General features: G+C 70.9%; 20 protein-coding genes, 1 pseudogene and 2 riboswitches. Of the genes and pseudogenes, 14 read left to right on the top strand and 7 right to left on the bottom strand.

Annotated elements, in window-relative coordinates; all coding sequences use genetic code 11:
* Positions 1-796, top strand: a 796-nt coding sequence (locus KBY81_RS14345) for an N-acetylglucosamine kinase (RefSeq protein ID WP_254976851.1), incomplete at its 5' end; no start/stop codon positions are given.
* A gap of 4 nt (positions 797-800) precedes the next feature.
* Here the strand turns inward: KBY81_RS14345 and KBY81_RS14340 are convergent.
* Positions 801-1,409, bottom strand: a complete 609-nt coding sequence (locus KBY81_RS14340) for a HupE/UreJ family protein (RefSeq protein WP_254976850.1) — start codon at positions 1,407-1,409, stop codon at positions 801-803.
* A 24-nt stretch (positions 1,410-1,433) separates the two neighbouring features.
* Positions 1,434-1,593, bottom strand: a riboswitch (cobalamin riboswitch).
* 50 nt (positions 1,594-1,643) lie between these two features.
* Positions 1,644-1,809, top strand: a riboswitch (cobalamin riboswitch).
* 24 nt (positions 1,810-1,833) lie between these two features.
* Here KBY81_RS14340 and KBY81_RS14335 point away from each other — a divergent pair.
* Complete coding sequence (locus KBY81_RS14335) at positions 1,834-2,469, top strand: HupE/UreJ family protein (protein WP_254976849.1); 636 nt, start codon at positions 1,834-1,836, stop codon at positions 2,467-2,469.
* 4 nt (positions 2,470-2,473) lie between these two features.
* Here the strand turns inward: KBY81_RS14335 and KBY81_RS14330 are convergent, their stop codons facing one another.
* Entirely contained in the window at positions 2,474-3,772 is a 1,299-nt protein-coding gene (locus tag KBY81_RS14330; protein ID WP_254976848.1) for an MSMEG_0569 family flavin-dependent oxidoreductase, read from the bottom strand.
* Between the two features lie 186 nt (positions 3,773-3,958).
* Between KBY81_RS14330 and KBY81_RS14325 the strand changes: the two genes are divergently transcribed.
* The 6 genes from KBY81_RS14325 (at position 3,959) to KBY81_RS14300 (ending at position 8,606) form a co-directional block, all read left to right on the top strand.
* Positions 3,959-4,441 (top strand): MSMEG_0572/Sll0783 family nitrogen starvation response protein, encoded by a 483-nt coding sequence (locus KBY81_RS14325; protein ID WP_035833359.1) that lies wholly within the window; start codon positions 3,959-3,961, stop codon positions 4,439-4,441.
* Positions 4,442-5,461 (top strand): Nit6803 family nitrilase, encoded by a 1,020-nt coding sequence (locus tag KBY81_RS14320; protein WP_254976847.1) that lies wholly within the window; start codon positions 4,442-4,444, stop codon positions 5,459-5,461.
* Positions 5,454-6,578, top strand: a complete 1,125-nt coding sequence (locus tag KBY81_RS14315) for an MSMEG_0568 family radical SAM protein (RefSeq protein WP_254976846.1) — start codon at positions 5,454-5,456, stop codon at positions 6,576-6,578. Before KBY81_RS14320 ends, KBY81_RS14315 begins: the two co-directional genes overlap by 8 nt.
* An 8-nt stretch (positions 6,579-6,586) precedes the next feature.
* A complete protein-coding gene (locus KBY81_RS14310; RefSeq protein ID WP_254976845.1) occupies positions 6,587-7,246 on the top strand; it encodes an MSMEG_0567/Sll0786 family nitrogen starvation N-acetyltransferase in 660 nt (219 codons plus the stop codon).
* The gene (locus KBY81_RS14305) at positions 7,243-8,241 is read left to right on the top strand and encodes a sll0787 family AIR synthase-like protein (RefSeq protein ID WP_254976844.1); all 999 of its coding nucleotides are present in this window, start codon (positions 7,243-7,245) and stop codon (positions 8,239-8,241) included. The genes KBY81_RS14310 and KBY81_RS14305 overlap by 4 nt, the downstream gene beginning before the upstream one ends.
* An 89-nt stretch (positions 8,242-8,330) precedes the next feature.
* Positions 8,331-8,606 carry an MSMEG_0570 family nitrogen starvation response protein gene (locus KBY81_RS14300; RefSeq protein ID WP_254976843.1) on the top strand — a complete coding sequence of 92 codons (276 nt, stop codon included), beginning with the start codon at positions 8,331-8,333 and terminating at the stop codon, positions 8,604-8,606.
* On the opposite strand, the gene KBY81_RS14295 is transcribed toward KBY81_RS14300, so the two are convergent.
* Positions 8,603-9,178: a TMEM175 family protein gene (locus KBY81_RS14295; protein ID WP_254976842.1), complete on the bottom strand. Its 576-nt coding sequence runs from the start codon at positions 9,176-9,178 to the stop codon at positions 8,603-8,605. The two genes, KBY81_RS14300 and KBY81_RS14295, sit on opposite strands and share 4 nt — an antisense overlap.
* A gap of 209 nt (positions 9,179-9,387) precedes the next feature.
* On the opposite strand from KBY81_RS14295, the gene KBY81_RS14290 reads away from it, so the two are divergent.
* Complete coding sequence (locus KBY81_RS14290) at positions 9,388-9,741, top strand: CsbD family protein (protein WP_254976841.1); 354 nt, start codon at positions 9,388-9,390, stop codon at positions 9,739-9,741.
* Between the two features lie 30 nt (positions 9,742-9,771).
* The gene (locus KBY81_RS14285; RefSeq protein ID WP_106220816.1) at positions 9,772-9,918 is read left to right on the top strand and encodes a lmo0937 family membrane protein; all 147 of its coding nucleotides are present in this window, start codon (positions 9,772-9,774) and stop codon (positions 9,916-9,918) included.
* Positions 9,919-9,937: 19 nt separating this feature from the next.
* Here KBY81_RS14285 and KBY81_RS14280 read toward each other — a convergent pair whose 3' ends face one another.
* Together KBY81_RS14280 and KBY81_RS16765 are read right to left on the bottom strand one after the other, a co-directional pair.
* Positions 9,938-10,609: a sigma-70 family RNA polymerase sigma factor gene (locus KBY81_RS14280; protein ID WP_254976840.1), complete on the bottom strand. Its 672-nt coding sequence runs from the start codon at positions 10,607-10,609 to the stop codon at positions 9,938-9,940.
* A 72-nt stretch (positions 10,610-10,681) separates the two neighbouring features.
* Positions 10,682-10,768 (bottom strand): annotated as a pseudogene (locus tag KBY81_RS16765) (sigma-70 factor domain-containing protein); the annotation flags it as partial.
* 159 nt (positions 10,769-10,927) lie between these two features.
* Here KBY81_RS16765 and KBY81_RS14275 point away from each other — a divergent pair.
* Complete coding sequence (locus KBY81_RS14275) at positions 10,928-11,119, top strand: Thivi_2564 family membrane protein (protein ID WP_106220818.1); 192 nt, start codon at positions 10,928-10,930, stop codon at positions 11,117-11,119.
* Positions 11,120-11,160: 41 nt separating this feature from the next.
* Here the strand turns inward: KBY81_RS14275 and KBY81_RS14270 are convergent, their stop codons facing one another.
* Positions 11,161-11,688, bottom strand: coding sequence for a DUF3122 domain-containing protein (locus tag KBY81_RS14270; protein ID WP_254976839.1), 528 nt, complete (start codon positions 11,686-11,688; stop codon positions 11,161-11,163).
* 127 nt (positions 11,689-11,815) lie between these two features.
* On the opposite strand from KBY81_RS14270, the gene psbA reads away from it, so the two are divergent.
* From psbA to KBY81_RS14255, 3 genes are all read left to right on the top strand, one after another.
* Positions 11,816-12,895 (top strand): photosystem II q(b) protein, encoded by a 1,080-nt coding sequence (psbA, locus tag KBY81_RS14265; protein ID WP_254972621.1) that lies wholly within the window; start codon positions 11,816-11,818, stop codon positions 12,893-12,895.
* Between the two features lie 125 nt (positions 12,896-13,020).
* Complete coding sequence (locus tag KBY81_RS14260; protein ID WP_254976838.1) at positions 13,021-13,671, top strand: DUF3365 domain-containing protein; 651 nt, start codon at positions 13,021-13,023, stop codon at positions 13,669-13,671.
* A 4-nt stretch (positions 13,672-13,675) separates the two neighbouring features.
* Positions 13,676-14,209 carry a cytochrome b/b6 domain-containing protein gene (locus KBY81_RS14255; protein ID WP_254976837.1) on the top strand — a complete coding sequence of 178 codons (534 nt, stop codon included), beginning with the start codon at positions 13,676-13,678 and terminating at the stop codon, positions 14,207-14,209.
* Here KBY81_RS14255 and KBY81_RS14250 read toward each other — a convergent pair.
* On the bottom strand, positions 14,210-15,144 hold a 935-nt coding region (locus KBY81_RS14250), incomplete at its 5' end, for a DUF362 domain-containing protein (protein ID WP_254976836.1).

The following is a 15,144-nucleotide window of genomic DNA, read 5'->3' as shown; positions in this document are numbered from 1 at the left end:
CGGCGTGGCCACGAGCGAGCCCGCCGACGGTGCCGTTCTGGTGGCGGCCGCCGTGGGGGCCAGCGGCATCGAGCAGGGGACAGCGGTGCAGGCCCAGGGGCAGGCCCTGGCGGCGGCCGTCCTGGGGCTGGAGCCGGAGCGGGTGGTGGTCACCGGCGACGAGCGCACCGCCCTGCGGGGAGCCTTCCCAGGCGGGCCGGGCATCGTGGTGATCAGCGGCACCGGCACGATCGCCATCGGCCGAAACGGCGCCGGCCGCGAGCACCGCTGCGCCGGCTGGGGCTGGCTGCTGGATGGGGCCGGTTCGGCCATGGACATCGGCCGGGACGGCCTGGCCCTGAGCCTTCAGATGGCCGATGGCCGCCTCGCCGAGACCCCCCTGCGGCGGGCCCTTTGGGTGGCCCTCGATCTGGACCCGGACGATCCTGGGGCTCCCCAGCGGCTCAAGGCGCTGGTGGTGGCCGACGGGTTCGGCCCCGCCGGCTTTGCCCGGCTGGCCCCGGTGCTCGATCGCCTCGCCGCCGCGGGGGACCCCCGGGCCGTCGCCGTGATGGAGCACAACGCCGGGGCGCTCTCGGCGATGGTGGCAGGGGTGGCCCGGAGCCTGGATCTGGTGGGGCCGGCGGTGTGCCCGATGGGCGGGGCGCTGCGCCACCTGGAGCAGCTGCGGGGCCCTTTCTCCCGAAGCCTGGCTCAGGACCTGCCGGGGAGTCGGCTGGTGGGGGCCGCCGGCGATGCCTGCCAGGGGGCCCTGGCGCTGGCGGCGGCCCTGCTGCAGGGGCCTGTTGAGGCTTAGGGCCTCAGCGAACCAGCACGCCCATCGGGGCGAGGGCCAGGGCGCCGCCGAGCACCGCCAGCAGCAGGGCCAGGCGGGCCGTCCAGACCAGGGGAAGGCGGCGCATCAGCAGGAACGAGCCACCGCTGACCAGCACCGAAGCGGCCAGGGCACCGGCCCACCAGCCGAAGGCCGAAGCATCGACAGGGGCCTCACCGCCGTGCAGGGCGCCGTGCAGGGCCACCGCAGCGGCCACCAGGCCGCCACCGAAGGCCAGACCGGGGCTGCGGCCTTCGCGGTGGGAATTCAGGATCAGCAGCGCCACCGCCGAGATCGCTAGGGCGGCGAGCACTTCAGCGAACGGCATGGTGAAGCCCATGGCCCCGGCCAGGCCCCCCAGCACCGCGCCGGCCAGGCCCCAGAGCAGCAGCTGGGCCGACACGTAGGACGCGGCCGCGCCCACACCGATCAGCAGCAGCAGGTGGTCCACCCCGGTGATCGGGTGGAGGAAGCCGTAGCCGAGGCCGCCGTGGGCGAGGCCATGGGCCTGGGCCGGCTGGCCGACGAGCACGAAACCGAGGGCGGCGGCGCTGCCCAGCAGGGTCCAGGAGCGCAGGCCGGAAAAGTGGGTCATCGAGGGTCCCGGTCCGCGCCGGGGATGGAAGGAACGGTTCACGGCGAGCGTTCTGGCTGAGGGTGACCCCATCACAGCTGCGGGACAGCGCCGGAATGGTGGAAGGGAGAACCCTGCCGTGCACCGGACTTTCCTCGTTTCCTCCCGGAGGTGAACCCCGGGAACCGTCCACCCATTGTGCCCGCAGCCCGTGACGTTGCCGCCCGATGACCGCAGCTTCTGACCGGTAAGGGGGGAGGATGGCCCGCAGGAGGTTCCTCCCCTTCACGGGGAGGACGCAAGGAGGAAAGGCGGTGCGGGGTAACCCAAGTCCGCCGCTGTCCCGCAGCTGTGATGGACACCGTGGCCCCCCGCCCCGGCGTCCTCAGTCAGAACGCTCACCCCCCACGACACCATTCCTGCCGGCGAGGACCGGAGATCATTCATGAACCTGCCTTCCCTGGCCCAGCGACGCGGCATCCCGCCCATCGCCACGCCCATCGCCCTGGTCGCTCTGTGCGCCCTGCCCCTGCTGCTGGCCGCCCCGGCCTCGGCGCACCACCTGATGGATCTCACCGGCATGAAGCCCGGCGTGGTGTCCGGCCTGCTGAGCGGCCTGGCCCACCCGATCCTGGGCCCCGACCACCTGCTGTTCCTGCTGGCCATCGGCCTGGTGGGCATCGTCCAGCCCTTCCGCTGGGTGCTGGCCCTGCTGGGCTGCGGGCTGGTGGGCAACGCCCTGGGGCTGGCCCTGCCCGGCTTCCCCTGGATCGAGCCGCTGGTGGCCCTGTCGGTGGCCCTCACGGGCCTGGTGCTGGCCCGGCGCCTGCCCCCGGCCGTGCTGGTGCCCGCCTTCCTGCTGCACGGCTACGCCCTCAGCGGCGCCGTCCTCGGCTGGGAGCCCACCCCGATCGGCTTCTACCTGGGGGGTCTGCTGGTGAGCCAGAGCCTGCTGCTGCTGGTGGCCCTCACGGCCGTCAGGCGCTGGCGCCGCACGGCCTCCAGCGGTGCGGTCAACATCACCGCCGGTCTGCTGATGGGCATCGGCCTGGCCTTCACCTGGTCGACCCTGGTGGCCTGAGGGCTCAGGTGCCCAGCAGGGCGGTGCACTCCAGCCGCTCCTGGCTGGCGGCCTGGCGCGAGGCCCGCAGCCGGATCGCCTCCGCCAGGTACTCGGCGTCCTCGGCGACGCCGCAGAACCGGGCCGAGCCCCAGGTGTGCAGCCAGGGCAGGCCGAGAACGTAGAGCCCCGGCACCTGGGTGAGGCCCCGTTCGTGGACCGGATGGCCGGCGCCATCGAAGACGGGCACCTCCACCCAGGAGAAATCCGGCCGGTAGCCCGTGCACCAGATCACGGCCGCCAGCGGCTCGGCGGCCAGGTCGAGGGGCTCCGGCGGACCGGGGGGCGGTGTCCAGCAGGGGACATAGGGGGGCTCATCGGGGGCGCTGAGCCCCTGGGCGGCGATGTGGTCGTCGATGCTGCGGCAGATGCGGCTGTAGACGGCATCGGCCCCGTCGAGGTTGGCGGCCAGGTCGCCGGCGAACCGGATGCGGTCGTGGCCGAGGTCGGCCAGGCGGCCGTGCAGCACCATCCCCTCGAGGGCCCGGCGGCGCAGGTCGATCTCCCGGCCGCCGTCGCGGCCGGTGAGGTAGTGGTTGGTCTTGCCACGCACCGCCCTGGGATCGGCGTGCTGGTCGATCGGCATGGCGTAGTAGCCCATGCGATCGAGCCAGTCGACCACGTCGCGGCCTCGGTAGCGGCGGGGGGAGCGGGGGGCACTGCCGACGCTCAGGTGCACCCGGCGGCCAGCCAGGTGCAGGTCTTCGGCGATCTGGCAGCCCGACTGGCCACTGCCCACCACCAGCACCGGCCCGGGGGGGAGCGTGGCGGGGCTGTCGTAGTCACGGGCATCGATCTGCAGGATCCGCTCGGGAAGCCGGGCGGCGAGGGGGTGGCGCTTCGGGCGGTGGTAGCCGCCGGTGGCGATCACCACCTGCTCCGCCTCGATGGCGCCCTCGTCGGTGGAGAGCAGGAACCCGTTGCCGCTGGCCTGCAGGCGGTTCACGGCCACGCCCTCGCGCACCGGCACCTGGATGTGGTCGGCGAAGCGCTGCACGTAGCGGACGATCTCCTCGCGGCCCATGAAGCCCTCGGGATCGTCGCCGTCGTAGGGGAAATCGGGCAGGCGGCACTGCCAGTTGGGCGTCACCAGGCAGAAGGACTCCCAGCGCTGGCGGGCCCAGGCATGGCCGATGCGATGGCGCTCCAGCACCAGGGGACGCACCCCCCGCTTCTGGAGGCAGTGGGCGACCGACAGGCCCGCCTGGCCGCCGCCCACCACCACCACCGCATGCCGCTGCGCCGACTCCGAACCCCTGGCCACGGCCACCCCGGCTGAACACGAAAACCAATGCTGGCCGCCGCGGCCGATACGCCCTGTAACGACCGCCACGGATCGCCCCGCCGACGGCGATGGGCGAGAGGCGGCATTCGGTGGCATCGGCGACACAGAACAAAAGTTCATCCGTGGCACGGTCCCCCATGCCGATTCCACCGACCGCACCTCCCCATGCCCCAGGTCAGCCGTCCCGCCAACCAGACGGGTGAGTTCCTCGTCGACTACGAGGAGAAGGTCTTTCCCGACGTCAAGGCCGAACCCGGTGAGAAGGCCCTGGTCACCTTCCACACCGTGGCCTTCGAGGGCTCCATCGGCCTGGTGAACCTGCTGCAGGCCAGCCGCCTGATCAACAAGGGCTTCGAGACCTCGATCCTGCTCTACGGCCCGGGCGTGACCCTGGGTCTGCAGCGGGGCTTCCCCAAGCTGGGCGACGCCGCCTTCGACGGCCACCTCAACTTCGGCGCCCGCATCCAGAAGTTCATGGACCAGGGCGGCAAGGTCTACGCCTGCCGCTTCGCCCTCCAGGCCCTCTACGGCCACGGCGAAGGCGCCCTGATCCCCGGAATCATCCCGGTCAACCCCCTCGACGTGCTCGACATCGTGCTGCTGCACCGCAAGGAAGGCGCCTTCATCCTCGACACCTGGACGCTCTGAATGCCCGCCACGGTCACCGTCGCCGCCGCCCAGATCCGTCCGGTGCTCTACAGCCTGGACGGCTCGGTGGCGCGGGTGGTCGCGGCCATGGAGGAGGCCGCCGCGGCCGGGGTGGAGCTGATCGTCTTTCCCGAGACGTTCCTGCCCTACTACCCCTATTTCTCCTTCGTGGAGCCGCCGGTGCTGATGGGCAAGTCGCACCTCAAGCTCTACGAGCAGGCGGTGACGGTGCCCGGCCCGGCCCTGGGCCGCATCGCCGCCGCCGCCCGCCAGCTCGGCCTGCACGTGCTGCTGGGCATCAACGAGCGCGACGGGGGCAGCCTCTACAACGCCCAGCTGCTGATCGATGCCGCCGGTGAGCTGGTGCTCAAGCGCCGCAAGCTCACCCCCACCTATCACGAGCGGATGGTCTGGGGCCAGGGGGACGGGGCCGGCCTGCAGGTGGTGCCCACCGCCCTCGGGCGCATCGGCGCCCTGGCCTGCTGGGAGCACTACAACCCCCTGGCCCGCTTCAGCCTGATGGCCCAGGGCGAGGAGATCCACTGCGCCCAGTTCCCCGGCTCGCTGGTGGGGCCGATCTTCGCCGAGCAGACCGCCGTCACCCTGCGCCACCACGCCCTCGAGGCCGGCTGCTTCGTGGTGTCCTCCACCGCCTGGCTGGAGCCGGAGGACGTCGAGAAGATCACGCCCGATCCGGTGCTGCAGAAGGCCTGCCAGGGGGGCTGCCACACGGCGGTGATCAGCCCGGAGGGCCGCTATCTGGCCGGGCCGCTGCCCGATGGCGAGGGCCTGGCCATCGCCGAACTCGACCTGAGCCTGATCACCAAACGCAAACGCATGATGGACAGCGTCGGCCACTACAGCCGCCCCGACCTGCTGGGGCTGCGGATCGACCGCAGCCCCGCCCGCCAGCTGCATGAGCGGGTTGCTGAGCCCGGACTGAACGGATTCGCCGCGGCCGGCACTCCTGGCGAAGCGTCCCCAGGCCTGCCCCTGCTGGAGGAACTGCACCATGGCTGAGCACGACCGCCGCGCCCTGGGGCGCCGGCTCACCGAACTGCAGGTGCACGGGGTGGTCGACCCGGCGGTGCCCGGCAACCCCGGCCGCCGGGGCGGGGCGGGCCCCTCGGATCACCGCGCCCTCAGCATCGACGGCACCACCGTGATGGTGCCCGTCTACAACGCCGTGGCCGGCACCTCGCCCTACCGGCTGGACACCGCCGCCGGCGGCGGCCTGGAGGTGAGCGGCCCGGCGGCGGCGATGGCCCTCGCCGTGGAAGCGCCGCCGGAGCCGCGCTTCTACGGCCTGACCACCGCCGAGGGCATCCCGTACCGCTCGATCGCCCTGCTGCACGGCCGGGACGTGCTGGCCACCACCCTCCTGCAGACCTGCATCCGCTTCCGCGACCGAACCCAGTCGTGCCAGTTCTGTGCCATCGAGCAGTCGCTGGAGGATGGCCGCACCCTCGTGCGAAAGACGCCGGCCCAGGTGGCGGAGGTGGCCGAGGCGGCGGTGCGTCTCGATGGCGTGCGCCAGCTGGTGCTCACCACCGGCACCCCCAACAGCGACGACCGGGGCGCCCGGCTGATGGCCGAGACCGCCGCCGCCGTCAAGGCCCGGGTGAACCTGCCGATCCAGGCCCAGTGCGAACCCCCCGACGACCCGGCCTGGTACCGGCGCATGAAGGACGCCGGCGTCGACAGCCTCGGCATGCACCTGGAGGTGGTGGAAGAGGAGGTGCGGCGGCGGATCCTGCCGGGCAAGTCGGAGCTGGGGCTGGAGCGCTACATGGAGGCCTTCACCGAGGCCGTGGCGGTGTTCGGCCGCGGCCAGGTGTCCACCTACCTGCTGGCCGGCCTGGGGGACAGCGCCGCCTCCCTCATTGCCGTGAGCGAACGGCTGATCGCCCTGGGGGTCTACCCGTTCGTGGTGCCCTTCGTGCCGATCGCCGGCACCCCCCTGGAGGCCCATCCCGCCCCCTCCACCGACTTCATGGTGGCCGTCTACACGGCGGTGGGCGACCGGTTGCGGGCCTCCGACCTCAGGTCCGAGGCCATGGCGGCCGGCTGCGCCAAGTGCGGCGCATGCTCGGCCCTCTCCCTGTTCGAAGCCGGCCCGGAGCCGGTCACCCCCTGAGCGCGGCCATGTTCTTCATCGACCCCTCCAGCCACGACATCGGCCGCAGCGCCAGCTCGGCGCCGGCCGCCTTCACCCCCTCGGTGCGGCGGGGGGTGGCGATCGAGGCGGAGGACTTCCGCCTCTCGCCCACAGCCAGCTCCCAGCGCTTCTCCTTCCACCTGCTGCGGCGCGGCACGCCCCTGGAGGAGGGCTACTGGCAGCTGCGCAGCGCCATCTTCTGCCAGGAGCAGCACCTGTTCGAGGCCAGCGACCGGGATGAGAAGGATGGCCACGCCTACCCCATCGCCGCCCTCGACCACAGCGCCGGCAGCGGCAGCGGCGTGGTGGGGGTGGTGCGGATCCTGGAGGAGCGGCCCCGCCTCTGGTACGGCGGCCGGCTCGGGGTGCACGGTGACCACCGCCGCCACAACCAGATCGGCAAGGGCCTGATCTGGAAGGCGGTGACGACCGCCAACGGCTGGGGCTGCGACCGCTTCCTGGCCACGGTGCAGCTGCAGAACGTGCGCTTCTTCCAGCGCCTGCACTGGACCTCGATCGACACCCTGGAGATCCGCGGCCTGCCCCACCACCTGATGGAGGCCGACCTCTCCTACTACCAGCCCGGCCACGAACGGCGCCCCCTGGCGGTGGGCGAAGCGGCAGCGGCGGGGGTGGCGGCGGCGTGAGTCGCCCCGGGCCGCAGGATCCTGATCTGGTGGAACTGGCCGGCAGGCTGCGCCAGCTCAGCGGTCTCACCGGCAAGACCGACATCCAGTCCCCGGCGGCCACCTTCCCCCACCAGCCCTTTCCCGCCCTGGGTCCCGCCGCGGCCCTCGGCGACGACGCCGCCCTGCTGCCGGCGGTGGCCACGCCGCTGCTGCTGGCCAGTGAGGGCATCGACCCGGCCCTGGTGGCCGCCGACCCCTGGTTCGCCGGCTGGTGCGGCGTGCTGGTGAACCTCAGCGACATCGCCGCCATGGGAGGCACCCCGATCGCGGTGGTGAACAGCCTCTGGTGCCGCAGCGCCAGCCGGGCGGAGCCGATCCTGGCGGGCCTGCGCCGGGCCTCCGAGGTGTTCGGGGTGCCGGTGGTGGGGGGGCATACCAATTTGCACAGCCCCTACGACGCCCTGGCGGTGGCGGTGCTGGGCACGGCCGCCGGCCCGGTGCTCTCGGCCCGCGCCGCCCGCCCCGGCGACCACTGCCACCTGCTGATCGACCCCAACGGCGGCTTCCGCGGCGACTCCCTCTGCTGGGATGCGGCCACGGAAGCCGACCCCGCCCGGCTGCGGCGCCAGCTGGCCCTGATGGCGGATCTGGCGGCCGATGGGAGCGTCCACGCCGCCAAGGACATCAGCATGGGCGGCCTGGTGGGCACCGCGGCCATGGTCTGCGAGGCGGCCGGCTGCGGCCTGACCCTGGACCTGGGGGCGATCCAGCCCCCCGCGGGGGTGGCGCTGGAGCCCTGGCTCACCTGTTTTCCCAGCTTCGGCTTCCTGCTGGCCGCCCGCCCCGATCAGGAGGGGCGGCTGGCGGAGCGGGTCGCCGCCTGCGGCGGCCTGCTGCTGGCGCGGATCGGCACGTTCACGGCGGAGCGGCGGCTGGTGCTGGCGGCGGGGGGGCAGCAGCAGGAGATCTGGCGCGGAGAGGCGCCGCTCACCGGCTTCGGGGCGCTGCCCTGATCGGGCGGTCGTGATCAACCTGTCGTGATCGCCACCGCAACCGGAAGGGGCCCGGCACACAATGGCCTCGCTGGGTGGTGGGGGGCGCCATGCCGGAAGTGGAGCTGACACTGGAATGGCCGGACGGGGGCAGGAGTCGCCTCTATTCCCCCTCCACCGTGATCCTCGAGCACCTCGCCCCGGGCCAGACCGTGACGGTGGCGGAGCTGCGGACCAGGGGCACCCTGGCGCTGCGTCAGGCCTCCGAGCGGGTGCGGGCCCGCTACGGCTTCGCCTGCACCCGGGCCGATGAGGAGGAACGGCGCCTGCTGGAGCAGGCGGCAGCCTTCGCGGCCGAGGAGCTGGTGCGCGTTCAGAGCGCTTAGCCGGACAGCACCCGCTCAATGCGGCGATCGGGGATCAGCCACATCAGGGCCACCAGCCCATAGACCGCCTGGCCAACGGCCGGGGAACGCAGGCTCACCAGCATCGCCACCAGATAGAGCGCCAGGGAGGTTTGCCCCTTCCAGTCACGGCCCACGGCCCGGCGCAGCAGGGAGTCGGGGCCCTGGCTGGCGATGATTCGGCCCTGGAGGATGAAATAGGCGAGGGCCGCCATCATCATCACGGCGCCATAAAGGACCGAAGGGGCGATCGCCCTGGGGTTCTGGCCCATCCAGCCGGTGGCGAAGGGCACCAGCGACAACCAGAACAGCAGATGGAGGTTGGCCAGGAGCACCGGGCCACTGACCCGCTGCAGGGTGTGCAGCATGTGGTGGTGATTGTTCCAGTAGATGCCGATATAGATGAAGCTCAGCAGATAGCTCAGAAAGACAGGGATCAGGGGCACCAGGGCCGCCGGTCCGGTGTCGTGGGGCACCTTGATCTCCAGCACCATGATCGTGATCACAATGGCCAGGACACCGTCACTGAAGGCCTCCAGACGGGTGGTTTTCATGGGGCCTGGCCATGGATCTCGCTGCTTATGGCAGAGACGACGCAGACTGCAGCAGAAAAGAGATGAATCGCTACAAAGCCCAGACTGCCTGGCACCACTGAGCCGCGGCAGGACGCCGCCTCCTGGAGTACCCAGATGGCGCCGACCGGACTCTTCGCGGCGCACCGCGCTCAGTAGAGAAGGGGTGGACCACCGCAAAGCAAGATCCGATGACACATCGCATCCGAAAACGTCTGTTCAGCCTCGCCTCCATGGCGGCGCTGGTGATCTCCCTGATGATCCAGTGGCCTGCCATGGCCATGGCCAGCCAAGCACGCTCCATCTCACCGGTCGCCTTCGCCAGCATGACCGACAAGATGGGCGCCAAAGCCAAGGAAGCCGAAGGCAAGATGGAATCGGCCTACGGCGAAATCACCGGCGACACGGGTCGCCAGGTGAAGGGCAAAGCCAAGCAGGTGCAGGCCTCCGCCATGAACGCGAAAGAAGCCGTGAAGGACGGCTCCAGGGACGTGGCCCGCAAGGCCAGTGATGCCGCCGACAAACTGGCGAACAAGATCAAGTAACCGGCCCATCACCACCCAAAGGAGGACCCCATGCTGGAATCCATTGCCGTCGTCCTGGTGGTTCTCTGGCTGCTCGGTCTGGTGACGTCCACCTCCCTGGGCGGCCTGATCCACCTGCTTCTGGTGATCGCCCTGATCGTGATCGCGGCCCGACTGATCAGTGGTCGGACCGTATGACGTGCCAGCGGCGGGGGGATCAGCGTTCCTCCGCCAGGCAACGGCGCAGCGTCAGCAGGGCCTTGCGCTCCAGATGCTGCACCTTGTGCTTGGACAGGCCGATGCCCTCGCCGATCTTCGCCAGCGACGGGGACTCCGCACCGCCGTAGCGAAGACGCAGCACCCGGCGCTCCAAGGGGGACAGCTGGACGAGGGCGCGGTGCAGCCAGCGGTAATCGTCCCGAAGGCCGGGCTCGGAGGGATCGCCGATCAGATCCTTCAGACTCACCTCCCCGTCCGTGTTCCCCAGGGTCTGATCGAGAGAGAGGGTCTGCAGGTCATGGGAGGCCTGAAGCACGGTTTCCAGCCGTCGCGGGCTCTCCCCCAGCTGGATGCCGATCGCGGCCAGCGTCAGGGGTTCCGGGGAGGCATGGCGCAGGGCATGCACCTTGCGGGCCAGGGCCGCCATCTGGGGCGGCACCCGGATCAGACCGGCCGTTTCCTGGAGATGGCGATGCACCGCCTGGCGGATCCACCAGGAGCCATAGGTGGAGAACCTGTAGCCGCGCTCGGGCAGGAAACGCTCCACCGCATGGATCAGGCCGAGGTTGCCGGCCTGCACCACATCCATCGGATCCAGATGCATCTGCCGGATGCGGCTGTGCTGCTGCTTGCAGAGCGACACCACCAGACGCAGATTGCCCGTCACCATGCGCGCGAAAGCCCGGCGCCCTCGCCGCTCCTGACTGGGGGCTGGCGCTGGCTGAGAGCGCCAGTCCTGCACCAGGGCTCCGAGGTGCAATTCCTCGGAAGGCGTCAGCAAAGGGATACGACCGATGCTGCGCAAATAGTCCCCAAAACAATCTGACATGGTGACCAGAAAAGAGGGACATCAGCGAGCCTAGGGATGGCGAAATCTGCGCCACGAGCGATGTTCGCCTTTGCGGCTGATCTGCAGCATCGCGGTGCAGAAAACCACCGCAGAACGACCTAATTTCTGTATCCGATTCAACCAACAGGAGAACGCATCATGTCGCTGATTTCGCTCATCATCACCCTGATCGTCGTCGGGGTCCTGCTGTGGCTCGTCAACAACTACATCCCCATGGACGGGAAGATCAAACGCATCCTGAACATCGTCGTGGTGGTCGCCGTCGTGGTGTGGCTCCTCAACATCCTTGGTCTGATGGATTCGTTGCGCAGCATCCGCCTGGGCCGCTGACGGCCGGCCGCCGGCAGCGGGCTCGCTCCCCCGTGGGGGCCTCAGCCACCGGCCCCGGGGCCAGGCATCGCATGCAGGGCCTGGGTTTCCTCCGGCCCCAGCACCAGCTCTGCCGATGCGTCACCCGCCAGGGGCAGGCTGAGGACGAGGGGCAGGGCGTCACTGGGGCGGGGCAGCAGGTCGGCCATGTCGAACTGGGCCGAGCTTTCCGGCAGGGGCCCGGCCCCGACCGCCACCAGCTCCTCGCTGCGGTTGGCCAGGGTCCAGGAGCCGCCGACCCCGTCGCTGAGCCGCAGGGGCCGGCTGTGGTCGACGGCGATGCCCGGGGTGAGGGCGCTGAGGCGCAGGCGCTCGCCGCTGGGGTAGGCGGGATCGGGCTGGGCGAAGACCCGCAGCGACCAGCGGTTGTCGTCCCGGTCGCGCAGGCTCCAGCGCTGGCCCTCGTCGGCCCGGGCCAGACCGGGCGCCAGGGTCAGCAGCAGCACCAGCAGCAGGGCCGCCAGCGCCGCCGCCCCTGGCCAGGCGCGGCTGACAGGGGAGCCCGGAACAGGTTGAGCAGAAGCACGCATGGTGGGAAGCCCCGATCCGGGGTCATTCAACGCTATCGTTTTATCGTCCGGTAGCAGCAAGCGGCATGGTCGCAAGACGTTGTCGCTGCCCGTCGCGCCCGGTCTGTCCATCTTCGGATGTCCTGTCATGACTCTCACCACCCTGTCGCGTTCCGGGGTCCATCCCTGGGATCGCTTCAAGAACTGGGTCACCAGCACCGAGAACCGTCTCTACGTGGGCTGGTTCGGCGTGCTGATGATCCCCACCCTGCTCACGGCCACCGTCTGTTTCGTGATCGCCTTCGTCGGCGCCCCGCCCGTCGACATCGACGGCATCCGTGAGCCCGTCTCCGGCGGCCTGCTCTACGGCAACAACATCATCACCGCCGCCGTGGTGCCCTCCAGCAACGCCATCGGCCTGCACTTCTACCCCATCTGGGAAGCCGCCAGCCTCGACGAGTGGCTCTACAACGGCGGCCCCTACCAGCTGATCATCTTCCACTTCCTGATCGGCATCTTCTGCTGGATGGGGCGGGAGTGGGAGCTCAGCTACCGCCTGGGCATGCGCCCCTGGATCGCCGTGGCCTACAGCGCCCCGGTGGCTGCCGCCACCGCCGTGCTGCTGATCTACGCCATCGGCCAGGGCTCCTTCTCCGACGCCCTGCCCCTGGGGATCTCCGGCACCTTCAACTTCATGCTGGTGCTGCAGGCGGAGCACAACGTGCTCATGCATCCCTTCCACATGCTCGGCGTGGCCGGCGTGTTCGGCGGTTCTCTGTTCTCGGCCATGCACGGCTCGCTGGTCACCAGCTCCCTGGTGCGGGAGACCACCGAAACCGAGTCCCAGAACCGAGGCTACAAGTTCGGCCAGGAGGAGGAGACCTACAACATCGTGGCCGCCCACGGCTACTTCGGGCGCCTCATCTTCCAGTACGCCTCCTTCAACAACAGCCGCAGCCTGCACTTCTTCCTGGCGGCCTGGCCGGTGATCGGCATCTGGTTCGCCGCCCTGGCGGTGGTGAGCTTCTCGTTCAACCTCAACGGGCTGAACTTCAACCACTCGGTCCTGGATCACCAGGGCCGTGTGGTCGACACCTGGGCCGACATCCTCAACCGCGGCGGCCTGGGCATCGAGGCGATGCACGAGCGCAACGTGCACAACTTTCCCCTCGATCTGGCCGCCACCGCCAGCACCCCCGTGGCCCTCACGGCACCGTCGATCGGTTAGTGGGGCTTTGAACCCCGTCCAGCCATCGAGGCCCTGAGCGCCTGCCGGGCCCGGAGACATCCGGGCCCTTTTGCCATTCCCGCCGGTCCGTCCGTCCCACCCCTTGACTCCGGAGCCACCGACCCATGGCCCAGATCCTGTTTCCCAGCCTGCGGCGCCTGGCGCTGACGGCCCTCGCCTCAGTCGTGATGGTGCTGCTCGGCGCCCTGCTGCTCACCGTCGCCCCACCGGCGGCCCTGGCCGGTGCACCGGTGGATCCGGCCGCCCTGGCCAAGGCCGTGGTGGCCATGGAGGATCTCGATCGGATGCGCATCGCCCTGGCCTCCACCCTGGAGGGCCGCAGCGAGGAACCCACCCTGCAGACCATGAAGGAGGTCTGCAAGCCGGTGGGGATGAAGGCCGCCGCGATCGGCCAGGAGAACGGCTGGCAGGTGCGCCAGGTGGCGGCCAAGTTCCGCAACCCCGACCACGCCCCCACCAGTGCCCAGGAGCGGCAGGTGATCGACCTGTTCCACCGCCAGCCGGCGATCACCGGCCTGTGGCAACCGGCCACGGCCGAGCAGGGCACGGGCGTGACCTACTACCGCCGAATCAACGTGGAGCCCAGCTGTCTGGCCTGCCACGGCACCAAGGCCAGCCGGCCCGCCTTCGTGACGGAGAACTACCCCGCCGACCGGGCCTTCGATTTCCAGACGGGGGACCTGCGGGGGATGTACGCGGTGTTCATCCCCGAAGCGCCCCAGGCCCGTGAGACGCTGGGCGAAACCCCCGGCTGACGCCATGGCGCGCCCCCCCTACCAACCCTCCCTGCTGCGGCTGACCCATGGCCTCACGGCGGTGCTGGTGCTGGCCGCCTGGCTGAGCGGGCTGTTCGTCTACAGCCGCTACGACGGCCGCTGGGGGCGGCTGCCCTTCACCCCGCCCGGCAGCTGGATCGACCTGCACGGCCAGGCGGGCTTCCTGCTGCTGCCCCTGGGCCTGGTCTTCGCCGCCTACGCCCTCACCCTGGGCCGGGCGCGCCTGAAGCGCGTCACCAACAGCATGGCCCTGGGGGCCCTGGTGCTGGCGGTGGCCACCGGCAAGCTGATGCAGGAGGACTGGCTGCGGGACGGCCAGCTGCACCACCTGGCCTACAGCCTGCACCTGGTGGCCTGGCTGCTGATGGGCCTGGCCGTGGTGCTGCACGTGGGCGACAGCCTGCGGCTGGGGGGCACGCCGCTGCTGGCCTCCATGGCCAGCACGAGCCTGCGCCAAGGCGACCGACCAGGGGACTGGCCCGGCCAGGTGCGGCGGTTCCTCCAACGAGGGCGGTGATCAGGCGGCGATGCGGCGACGCAGGTCGTCGGCCATGGCGCGGCCGGCCGCGTCGGCGGTGACGATCTCGATCTGATCGGCGCCGGCGGCCCCGAGGCCCAGCTCGACCGCCCGGCGGATCTGCTCCAGCTGCCACAGCGGCCCGCGGGCCACGGCGTCGGTGGTGCCGAGCGACCGCAGCAGGGCCACGGCCACCACGTCCACCGCCACCCGGTCGCTGCCCGCCAGGATCACCCCCGGCCGGACCTTGCGGCCCGCTTCCGGCCCACCGTCGACGAAGGCCTCCACCCCGTCGAGCAGCACCAGGGCGGGGCTGTAGGCCTGGTTGATCTCGGCGATCATCAGCCGCTGGTGGGGTGAGCTGTGCAGATCGCCCATGTAGTTGTGGGGGTCGCCGGGCACGACCTTGGCCACCAGTCCCACCGAGTTCTTCAGCGAGAGGGTGAAGTCCCCCCCGAAGCGATGGGTCTTGAGGCAGCAGGTGTTGACCACCGCGCCGGCCTCCAGGGCCGGCCGGGCGAAGGCGAAGCCCTTGGGCCAGTGGGTGCCCTCGGCGGCCACGCGCTGCCAGCCGTCGCGGTCGAGTTCGTCGAGCACCAGGGCCTGCAGGCCGAGGCGATCAGCCAGCGCGAACACCCCCTTGGCCTCCATCGCCCGGCGGGTGTCGGCCATGCCGGAGCGATCGCCCACGGTGATGGCGCCGGCGCCGGCATTGCGCAGTTCGGCCACCAGCGCCTCCAGCAGCGGCGTGTCGGTGGCGGCCGGAGCCGGATCAGCGGTGTTGTAGTTGGGCTTGAGGAACACCGAGCGGTCCTTCAGGCCGGTGGGTTGCAGCAGGTCGATCGCCGCGCGGGTGCCGGCCACCCGGTCGTCGCTGCGGATCAGCGCCACCCGGCTGACGCCGGCGGGGGAGGCGCCGGAGGTGGGGGCGGCCG

The sequence above is a fragment of the Cyanobium sp. Lug-B genome (genome assembly GCF_024345635.1).
Classification (GTDB): Bacteria; Cyanobacteriota; Cyanobacteriia; order PCC-6307; family Cyanobiaceae; genus Cyanobium; species Cyanobium minutissimum.
The sequence above is the reverse complement of the archived record's forward strand: the minus strand, read 5'-3'. Positions and strand labels throughout refer to the sequence as shown.